10 protein-coding genes are annotated in these 10127 nt (G+C 32.1%); 6 read left to right on the top strand and 4 right to left on the bottom strand.

Annotated features, from left to right (window positions below):
* Positions 1-32 precede the first annotated feature (32 nt).
* From ACMOUI_RS06275 to ACMOUI_RS06290, 4 genes are read right to left on the bottom strand one after another with little or no spacing between them, the layout of a single operon-like run.
* On the bottom strand, positions 33-689 hold the full coding sequence (locus tag ACMOUI_RS06275) for a response regulator transcription factor (protein WP_418964877.1): 657 nt from the start codon (positions 687-689) through the stop codon (positions 33-35).
* A gap of 9 nt (positions 690-698) precedes the next feature.
* Entirely contained in the window at positions 699-2018 is a 1320-nt protein-coding gene (gene der / locus ACMOUI_RS06280; protein ID WP_418964878.1) for a ribosome biogenesis GTPase Der, read from the bottom strand.
* Between the two features lie 2 nt (positions 2019-2020).
* Entirely contained in the window at positions 2021-3727 is a 1707-nt protein-coding gene (locus ACMOUI_RS06285; RefSeq protein WP_418964879.1) for a YgiQ family radical SAM protein, read from the bottom strand.
* 6 nt (positions 3728-3733) lie between these two features.
* Positions 3734-5341 carry a putative manganese-dependent inorganic diphosphatase gene (locus ACMOUI_RS06290; RefSeq protein WP_418964880.1) on the bottom strand — a complete coding sequence of 536 codons (1608 nt, stop codon included), beginning with the start codon at positions 5339-5341 and terminating at the stop codon, positions 3734-3736.
* Between the two features lie 193 nt (positions 5342-5534).
* Between ACMOUI_RS06290 and ACMOUI_RS06295 the strand changes: the two genes are divergently transcribed.
* The 6 genes from ACMOUI_RS06295 to ACMOUI_RS06320 form a co-directional block, all read left to right on the top strand.
* Entirely contained in the window at positions 5535-6293 is a 759-nt protein-coding gene (locus ACMOUI_RS06295; RefSeq protein ID WP_418964881.1) for a TatD family hydrolase, read from the top strand.
* Positions 6294-6302: 9 nt separating this feature from the next.
* Positions 6303-6677: a holo-ACP synthase gene (gene acpS / locus ACMOUI_RS06300; protein ID WP_418964882.1), complete on the top strand. Its 375-nt coding sequence runs from the start codon at positions 6303-6305 to the stop codon at positions 6675-6677.
* Positions 6674-7093 (top strand): NAD(P)H-dependent oxidoreductase subunit E, encoded by a 420-nt coding sequence (locus ACMOUI_RS06305; protein ID WP_418964883.1) that lies wholly within the window; start codon positions 6674-6676, stop codon positions 7091-7093. The genes acpS and ACMOUI_RS06305 overlap by 4 nt, the downstream gene beginning before the upstream one ends.
* Positions 7094-7110: 17 nt before the next feature.
* A protein-coding gene (gene prfB, locus ACMOUI_RS06310; protein WP_418964884.1) for a peptide chain release factor 2 occupies positions 7111-8215 on the top strand; the annotation gives its coding sequence in 2 pieces (ribosomal slippage) (positions 7111-7182 and positions 7184-8215; 1104 coding nt in all).
* 73 nt (positions 8216-8288) lie between these two features.
* A complete protein-coding gene (gene gltX / locus ACMOUI_RS06315) occupies positions 8289-9797 on the top strand; it encodes a glutamate--tRNA ligase (protein ID WP_418964885.1) in 1509 nt (502 codons plus the stop codon).
* Between the two features lie 109 nt (positions 9798-9906).
* Positions 9907-10127 (top strand): hypothetical protein (locus ACMOUI_RS06320; protein ID WP_418964886.1); only part of this gene is annotated, 221 nt, incomplete at its 3' end.

Consider the following 10127-nt stretch of genomic DNA (forward strand, 5'->3'; position numbering starts at 1 on the left):
GTTTTTTAAAGAAGTTTAGTTTTATTGGAAAATTAATCTGCTTTAAAGACATAACCAACTCCTCTTACACTTTTAATATAGTTATCATAACTTCCAAGTTTTTTTCTCAATCTTTTAACAATTGTATCCACTGCTCTTTCATCACCAAAAAACTCAAATCCCCACACTTCATTAAGTAAAGTTTCACGAGAAAAGATAATATTTTGATTTCTTAAAAAAAACTCTAAAAGTTGCGCTTCTCTTCTAGGAAGAGTGTTGCTCTCCTCAGGAGTATCTAACTTAAATGTGTTAAAGTCAAATGTGATATCTCCAACTTTAAAAAATGTATCATTATTAAGTTTGAATATTTTTTTCAATTTAATAATGAGAAGTTTAGGTGTAAATGGTTTTGTTATATAGTCATCAGCACCTAATTCAAGTCCTTTTATTTCATCGAACTCACTATCTCTAGCAGTAATCATAATTATGGGTATTTGAGATAATGACTTTAATTTTTTACAAATCTCCCAGCCATTCATACCTGGGAGATTTATATCTAATAAAATAAGATCTGGTTTCTCTTTATAAAAATAATCGATTGCTTCGTCTCCTCTATGGGTTATAACTGTTTCAAACCCCTCATCTCTTAAAGAGTCTGAAATAACCTTAGCAAGAGATTTTTCATCTTCAACAATAAGAACCTTCTTCATTTTTAAACCTTAACTATTTTTATGTTCAAAGATAACATCGATAGGAGTACCTTCAAATCCGAAAGATTCTCTTAATTTATTTTCAATATATCTACCATAAGAGAAGTGAACTAACTCTGGATAGTTACAGAAAAGAACAAATCTTGGTGGTGCAGTAGAGATTTGTGTAGCATAGTTAATCTTAACAACTCTACCTTTTCTTGTAGGCGGATTATTCATAATAATAGCCTCACTGATAACAGTGTTTAATAATCCAGTAGAGATTCTTTTATTATACTCAGCAAATACAGCTTCTGCATGCTCTAATAACTTAGTTGTTCTCTGACCAGTTAAAGCTGATACGAATTCAATAGGTGCATAAGATAGGAATGGTAACTCAGTGTACAGCTCCTCTCTCATCTTTTTCATTGTATCATTTTTCTTATCAGGAATAGTGTCCCATTTGTTTATAACTATAATAATTGGCTTTTTCTCTTCATAAGCGATACCAGCAATTCTTTTATCTTGCTCAGTTAATCCTTCGCTACCATCTATCATCCAGATACAAACATCCGCTCTTTTTATAGTTTTTATAGCTCTTAAAACAGAGTAATACTCTAAACTCTCTTCAACTTTAGATTTTCTTCTAATACCAGCAGTATCTATAAGGATATATCTATTTCCATCATACTCAATGGCAGTGTCAATAGCATCTCTAGTTGTACCAGCTATGTTACTTACAATAGTTCTTTCCTCACCAGAAAGTCTATTAACAAGAGATGACTTTCCAGCATTAGGTCTACCTATAATAGCTAACTTAAGTCCCTCTTCTTCCTCATACTCTTCAACTGTTTGATCAATAATATTAACCACTAGATCTAACATATCTCCAAGGTTAACTTTATGCTCTCCTGATATTGGTATTAGATGTTCAAATCCAAGTCCCCAGAAATCATATACATCATCCTGTTGAGCTTGGAAGTTATCAATTTTATTAACACAAAGAATAACTGGTTTATGTTTTTTTCTTAATAGATAAGCGATCTCTTCATCTAAAGGATTTAAACCATTTTTTCCATCTACAACGAATAAAATAACATCTGCTTCATTCATAGCAACTTCAGCTTGTTGTTTAATTTTAGTCATCATAAAATCATTATTCCTAGGCTCAAGTCCTCCAGTATCAACTAGAACGAACTCTTTTCCAGCCCACTCAGTTTCTCTATATAGTCTATCTCTTGTAACTCCTGGTTGGTCATCAACGATAGCAACTCTATCTCCAACCAATTTATTAAATAGTGTTGATTTTCCAACATTTGGTCTTCCAACGATTGCAACAATAGGTTTCAATTTTAATACCTCCTAGTTTTATTTGTTTGAGTGATAATATCTTTTTGTTTTTGTTTTTTACCGTTATCCTTCTCAACAAATATTTTTTTATTGTTAAGTGGATTCATTTCGGTATAGTACATAAGTGTAGAATAAGTTGATGGAGTAGGAGTAAAAATTTGTACCTGCTCTGGACTTATTTTTAGTTCAGAGGATGCGAATCTTTTTAAATCTAACATATCTTTTTCGTTACACCCAGGATGAGCAGCAATTAAATAGTAAGTTAAAAACTGTTTTTTATCATGTTTTTTATTTAGTTCATAAAAACGGTTTTTAAACTCTTTTAAAATGCTTTTTCCTTGTTTACCCATAAGAGAAAGAATTTTATCCTCTGTATGCTCAGGAGCAATTTTCATCTGTCCTGAAATATGGTCTTTGATAAGCTCTTCAAGATATCTATCACCAGACTTATTATCATCTAAAATCATATCATATCTAATTCCAGATGCAATAAATATTTTTTTAATTTTATCTATTGATTTTAGCTTTTTCAAAAGAGAGATCTGTCTAGAGTGATCAAGTTTTAAAGCGGGGCAAGTTTCAGGATAGAGACATCTTTTATGAGAACAAGCTCCATGTTTAAGTTTTTTATTACACTCAAGACCATACATATTAGCTGTAGGGCCTCCTACATCAGATATATTTCCTTTAAATCCTTTTGAATTAGCTATATTTGTAACCTCTTTAACTATGGAATCCTCACTTCTAGAGATCACTGTTCTTCCTTGATGAACAGCGATTGCACAGAAGTTACACTCTCCATAGCACCCTCTGTGTGTAGTAACAGAGTGTTTAATAGTATCTAAAGCTTTGACATGTCCATCTTTTTTATAGTATGGATGAACGTCTCTTTCAAAATCAAGTCCATATATCTCATCCATCTCTTGAGAAGTGAAGTTCTCACAAGGTGGATTTTGAATAAAGTATCTATCAGCATTTTTTTGATAGATTCCTTTGGCAGTTATAGGATCACAATTATGATAGAAAAGTTCAAAAGCTTTTATAAAATTTTCCTTTTTTTCAACGCACTCTTCAAAGCTTGGAAGGGCTAAATAACCCTCTTTTGGTTCTTTGGAGATATAGCCAATACCTCTAATATCTTTCCAATCCTTACCATTTTTTAGTGCTGTAGCAAGGTTTAACATAGATTTTTCTCCCATTCCATAGGAGATGATATCAGCTTTAGCGTCAAAAATAATAGGACGTCTTAAAGAGTTACTCCAGTAGTCATAGTGGACAACTCTTCTAAGACTAGCCTCTATTCCCCCTAATACAATGGGAACAGGACTATTTTTAAAGAAACGACGAATTAAATTTGTATATTGAATCGTAGCTCTATCAGGTCTTCTATTGTTAATTCCACCTGGAGTAAAATCGTCACTTTTTCTTCTTTTTTTAACAGCAGTATAGTTAGCAACCATGGAATCTACACAACCAGCAGAAACTGCCCAATATAAATTGGGAGTTCCTAATCTAGTTATATCTTTATCAGAGTTAATATCTGGTTGAGCGATTACTCCTACTTTAAAACCATGTTTAACTAACCATTTACCGATAATAGCAGTACCATTATAAGAGGTGTCTAAATAGGTATCTCCAGATACAAGAATTATATCTAAAGAGTCCCAACCTAATTTTTTAACCTCTTCCATTGTAGTAGGTAGAAACATTTAAAATCACACTCCTTGAGAAGCAGCCATTAAGAAAGGAACAACTTGTTTCTTTCTAGATACAACACCATCAACCCATGCAGTATTATTTGTTAAAGTTGTATGGAATCCTCTTTCAACAAGAGATGGTTCTCCAACAACAAGTAACATAGATCCAGCTTTTACAATATCAGTAATAACTAATACAGATAACTGGTAGTCATTTTCAGCATTTGTTTTAGCCATAGCTTTTTCTAAAGCTGATTGTTGATCTAGCACTCCTTTTACATCAACTGTATTAACTTGAGAGATTGCTAATTTAATACCATTCATAGAGAACTCTTTTTGATCCATGCTCAAGATCTCCTCTGGAGTTTTATCAGAAAGAGATGTACCAGCTATAAGCATATCCATACCGAAAGCTTCATAATTCTCTATACCAGCAATAGCGGCAAGTTCTTTTACAACCTGAATATCTTTCTCTGTACAAGTAGGTGATTTAAATAGAAGTGTATCTGATAGAATAGCACTCATCATTAAACCAGCAATCTCTTTAGGTGGAACTATTCCAGCCTCTTTATATAAACCGTAGATAATTGTACAAGTACATCCAACAGTTTCAGCATTTATTTTAACAGGTTCATTTGTTTCAAAGTTTCCAAACTTATGGTGATCAACAACTTGAACTATTTTAGCATCTTTTAAGCCAGCAACTGATTGAGCAGCTTCATTGTGGTCAACTAAAACAACATTTTTTCTAGTGAAGTTAATTAAGTTTTTAGTTCTTATTGTTCCATAAACCTCTCCATTTTTGTCAACAACTGGGAAGTTTGTCTGTGTAGACTCCTTCATAATATCTTTGATATCAACTAAGTAATCATCAGTTGAGAATGAGTAGAACTTTTCATTACTCATTATTGACAGAATTGATACCGACTGTGAAATCAATGGAATTGCTTTAAATAGAGATTTATTAACTCTTAAAATAGGAGTTTTAGAATCTCTAGGTAAAATAACATCATCTTTGTCGCAGCAAAGAATAATCATATTAACACCTAAATCAATTAAATCATCAACAGAATCAAGTAGTGTTGTAGTAATAACAATATCACCTGCAGCGATATTTCTATACTCACTTACCCCTTTTAAACTAGCTTCAATTTTACCACAAGGGTATTCTCCACTGATAACCTCTCCCTCTAAAACATCTTTTAGATTTTCATAAGTTGTATAGTATTTAGAGAATAGTTCAGAGTAGTCGATATTCAAATAAGCATTAGCAATATCTGAAACATGAATCATTCCTCTTAAGTGATTTTTGCTGTTAACAACTGGTAAACTTGAGAAGTTCTCCTCTGTCATTATTTCTAAAGCTCTTTTTAATGAATCTTTATGATTAATAGTTTTCTTCTCAACACGAGTTAAGTCTGATATTTGAGCACTTACTGTTGAAAGTAGTTTTGGTGCATCTATTTTAAAGCTGTTTAAAACAAATTCAGTTTCCTTACTAATGTTTCCTAATCTACAAGCTTGAGCAGATTCTCCTTTTAATTCTTTTAATCTAGCTAATGAGATAGCTGAACAGATTGAATCTGTGTCTGGATTTCTGTGTCCAAAAATTAAAGTTGGTTCCATGTAAAATACTCTCCTTTTTCTTTATAAGTCTATTAATTATTTTATCATTTTTTTGAAAATAGAACAACAAAATCTTTACTTTTCTTATAAAAAAACATAAATATGAAATAGAGTGTGGTAGAATCTGGAAAATATACTGTTATTGTGATAAAATATATTAAAAGTTTTTTGAAAATTCAAAAGAGGTGAAGTTATGAAATTAGTGGATACACATTGTCATTTGGATAATGAAAAATTCGATGAAGATAGAGTGGATGTAATAGAAAGAATAAAAGAAAAATTAGAGTTTTGCGTAAATATAGGATATGATTTAGCAAGTTCTAAAAAAAGTTTAGAGCTGGCAAAAAAGTATAGTTTTATATACGCAGTGATTGGAGTACACCCCATTGATATAGCTGAATATAACCAAGAGGTTGAAAAGGAGCTTGAACTTTTGGGAGGGGATTCCAAAGTTGTGGCAATAGGTGAGATAGGATTGGACTATCACTGGATGACAGAGACAAAAGAGATTCAACAGGAAAGATTTAAAAAGCAATTAGAGCTTGCTATGAGATTGAATAAACCCGTTGTTATCCACACAAGGGACGCTATGGAAGATACAGTCAATATATTAAAAGAGTATCCAAGTATAACTGGAGTTATCCACTGTTATCCTGGATCTTTAGAAACAGTAAAACAACTTATTGATAGATTTTATTTGGGAATAGGTGGAACTTTAACTTTTAAAAATGCTAAAAAAACTGTTGAAGTGGTAAAAGATATTCCAGTGGATAGAGTTGTGATTGAAACAGATTGTCCATATCTAACTCCAGAGCCATTTAGAGGGAAAAGAAATGAACCTATTTATGTGGAGTATGTGGCAAAAAAAATAGCTGAAATAAAAGGAATGGATGTTGAAGAGGTTACAAGAATAACTACTGAGAATGCTAAAAAATTATATAGAATAGGTTAGGATATGACTATGAAATTTATAGGAATAGGAAATGATATAGTGGAGATTGAAAGAATATCTAAAGCTATTGAAAAAGATGGGTTTAAGAAAAGAGTATTCACAGACGCAGAGATATCTCAAATAGAGGGAAAAGGAAATAGAAGTGAAAGTTATGCTGGAAGGTTTTCAGCCAAGGAAGCTATATCTAAAGCATTAGGAACTGGAGTTAGAGGATTTAATTTAGTAGATATAGAGATTTTAAATAACCCCTTAGGAAAGCCTGAGGTAACTTTAAAAGGAAATTTAGAGGAAAAAAATAGTAGATATGTGGTGGAGATATCCATATCTCATTGTAAGGAGTATGCAACAGCTGTTGCATTAATAATGGAAAGAGAGGTAAAATGAGAGATTTTTATCAAAAATTAGATAACTATATAGATAGTTTAGAGGATAGAAAAAATGATTATAAAGTTCTATCTTTTGTTGTAGATGAATTGGGATATCTTCCAGATGAAGTTTTAAATCATATAGCAAAAAAAATGGATATTTTTCCATTCTCATTGGAAAGTACAATAAAATTCTATCCTAAATTACAAAGGGCGAGAACTAAAAACTATGTTCAAGTTTGTGTGGGAAGAAATTGTAAACAGTCAGGATTAAAGGAGAAGTTAGAGGAGATAAAAATCAAGGTGGATTTTCCAATAGAGGAGAGACACTGTTTAGGAAGATGTGGAAAAGGAAAGGCTTTAAAGATCAATGAGGAGTACTATTCATATAAAACATTGGAAGAGTTAGAGAAGTTATTATTAAATTTAAAGTAATATCAGGAGGAGTTTTAATGGACATTTTAGAATTAAAAAGAGAGTATAATCAGTTTAAAAATCAAATAGATGCTATAAGGGGGTCTCTTTGACTTAGATGGCAGAAGAGCAAAAATTGCCACTTTAGAGAAAAAGACATTAGAGGATGGATTTTGGAATGATAAGTTAACTAGTGGAAAAATAATAAAAGAGATGAACGAGGAAAAAGATATTGTAAAAGAGTTTGAATCTATAGAGAATATGTTTTTTGATGAGGAAGTATTAATAGATTTTGTCTCTATGGGAGAGGAAGACTTTGTAGAGGAACTAGAGGAAAAACATAGTAAACTTACGCATATGATTGATAACTTCGATACTAAAATGCTTTTAGATGGAGAGTATGATGGAAATAATGCAATAGTTACAATTCACTCAGGAGCTGGAGGAACAGAGGCCTGTGATTGGGCGGATATGCTGTATAGAATGTATATGAGATGGTTCAATTCAAGAGGGTTTAAAGTGACAGAGATGGACTATATGCCAGGGGATTCAGTAGGAATAAAATCAATTACTCTTCTGGTGGAAGGTACAAGAGCATATGGATATTTGAAAGGTGAAAAAGGTGTTCATAGACTTGTAAGAATATCTCCTTTTGATGCCAATAAAAAAAGACACACTTCATTTGCATCTGTGGATATAATGCCAGAGGTTGATGATACAGTTGAGATAACGATAGATTCAGGTGATTTGAGAATAGACACATATAGAGCTTCTGGAGCTGGTGGGCAGCACGTAAATATGACTGACTCAGCAGTTAGAATAACGCATATACCAACTGGAGTTGTAGTGACTTGTCAAAGAGAGAGATCACAACTTAGTAATAGAGAAACAGCCATGAAACTTTTAAAGTCTAAACTTCTAGAACTTGAGATGAAGAAAAAAGAGGAGGAGTTAAAAAAGATTCAGGGAGAACAAAGTGATATTGGTTGGGGAAATCAAATTAGATCATATGTATTCCAACCTTATACAATGGTAAAGGATCATAGAACGGGTGTGGAGTCTGGAAATATTAGAGCAGTTATGGATGGAGATATTGATGACTTTATAAATGGATATTTGAGATGGTCAAAAAATAAAAACTAGTAAGTAATCTTGAAATTATTATCTATATGGATTATAATATAGGGTACAAATTACAAAAAAGGGAGAGATTATAATGGAAAGAAGAGTAAGAACAAGAATTGCGCCTTCTCCAACAGGAGATCCACACGTAGGAACAGCTTACATTGCGTTATTCAACTTAGCTTTTGCTTATAAAAATGGTGGAGACTTTATATTAAGAATAGAGGATACTGACCAAAATAGATACACAGAAGGATCAGAGCAGATGATATTTGATGCTTTAAAGTGGCTAGGATTAGACTATGCTGAAGGTCCTGATATCGGTGGACCAGTAGGACCATATAGACAATCAGAGAGATTCCATTTATATGGAGAGTATGCACATAAATTAGTAGAAAAAGGAGAGGCATACTACTGCTTCTGTACTCAAGATAGATTGGAAAAATTGAGAGAGAGACAAAAAGCTATGGGAAAAGCTCCAGGATATGATGGTCATTGTAGATCTCTTTCTAAAGAGGAGATTGAGGCTAAATTAGCTGCTGGCGAAGAGTATGTAATTAGACTTAAAATGCCTTATGAGGGAGAAACAATAATAAAAGATAGATTAAGAGGGGATATCGTTTTTGAAAATAATAAAATTGATGATCAGGTTTTATTAAAAGGTGACGGATTCCCAACTTATCACTTAGCAAATGTTGTAGATGACTACTTAATGAATATCACTCATGTAATCAGAGCTGAGGAGTGGATTGCATCAACACCAAAGCATATCCAACTATATAAAGCTTTTGGATGGCAAGAGCCAGAGTTCATTCATATGCCACTTCTTAGAAACTCAGATAGAACAAAAATATCTAAGAGAAAAAATCCAGTATCATTAAATTGGTATAGAGAAGAGGGATACCTAAAAGAGGGTATTGTAAACTTCTTAGGATTAATGGGATACTCATTTGGAGAGAATAAAGAGATATTTACACTTCAAGAGTTTAAAGATAACTTTGATATAGATAAGGTATCTTTAGGAGGACCTGTATTTGACCTAGTTAAACTAGGATGGGTAAATAACCAACATATGAGAATGAAAGATTTAAGAGAGTTAACAGAGTTAGCAGTTCCATTCTTTAGAAATGCTGGTTTAATTGGTGAGGAGTTAACTGAGAAAGAGTTTGACACTCTTTCAAGAGTAGTTGATATTTTAAGAGAGGGAGCTCAGACTATAAAAGAGATTGTTGAGCAATCAGAAGTTTACTTTAAAGATGAGTACACTCTACCAGTGGTAACAGAAGAAACGGATAAAAAAGAGGTAAAAGGTATTGAAAGACTTCATACAGTTATTCAAGATGAGGCTGGAAAGAGATCAATAAACCTATTCCAAGAAAAAATAGCTGCATGTGATGAAGCTATATCTATTGAAAGAGCTAAAGAGTTATTAAAAGAAACTTTAGACGAAGTTGGAGAGGGACCAGGAAAAGTATATATGCCTTTAAGAGCGGTGTTAACTGGACTTCCAAAAGGAGCAGATCTATATAACTTAGTATCTATTATTGGGAGAGATAGAACTTTAGCTAGAATAGAGAGAATGAAAAAATTATATAATATTTAATGAATAGAGTGGAGTTTTTTTAACTCCACTTTTTTTAGCAAAAAATAAAAGAAAAATATAAATAGAAAGTAATTACTATTATAAAGTGTTGGTTGCAAAGGAGAGCATTATGAAAAATCATATTCTACTGGGTAAGTTATTGATAGAAGCCTTTAAAATTTTAGGGGTAGCACAGAAAGAGATAGAAGAGGAGCTAAAAAATTTCAAATTTACAAAAGATTTAGAGTTAGATTTTAAAAATATGAATTTTAAAGAGTCATTTAAAAAAAATTTCTTTACACTATTAATAATCTCTCTTCTTTTAGAAAGTAAAATTTCAAAAAAAAATAT

It is taken from the genome of Cetobacterium sp., assembly GCF_048470075.1.
Classification (GTDB): domain Bacteria; phylum Fusobacteriota; class Fusobacteriia; order Fusobacteriales; family Fusobacteriaceae; genus Cetobacterium_A.

Excerpts from the sequence above, each read along its gene's own strand:
- ACMOUI_RS06305 (WP_418964883.1), top strand. The coding sequence starts at position 6,674 with ATGAGAGATTTTTATCAAAAATTAGATAACTATATAGATAGTTTAGAG.
- acpS (WP_418964882.1), top strand. The coding sequence starts at position 6,303 with ATGAAATTTATAGGAATAGGAAATGATATAGTGGAGATTGAAAGAATA.
- ACMOUI_RS06285 (WP_418964879.1), bottom strand. The coding sequence starts at position 3,727 with ATGTTTCTACCTACTACAATGGAAGAGGTTAAAAAATTAGGTTGGGAC.
- ACMOUI_RS06290 (WP_418964880.1), bottom strand. The coding sequence starts at position 5,341 with ATGGAACCAACTTTAATTTTTGGACACAGAAATCCAGACACAGATTCA.
- ACMOUI_RS06295 (WP_418964881.1), top strand. The coding sequence starts at position 5,535 with ATGAAATTAGTGGATACACATTGTCATTTGGATAATGAAAAATTCGAT.
- ACMOUI_RS06275 (WP_418964877.1), bottom strand. The coding sequence starts at position 689 with ATGAAGAAGGTTCTTATTGTTGAAGATGAAAAATCTCTTGCTAAGGTT.
- gltX (WP_418964885.1), top strand. The coding sequence starts at position 8,289 with ATGGAAAGAAGAGTAAGAACAAGAATTGCGCCTTCTCCAACAGGAGAT.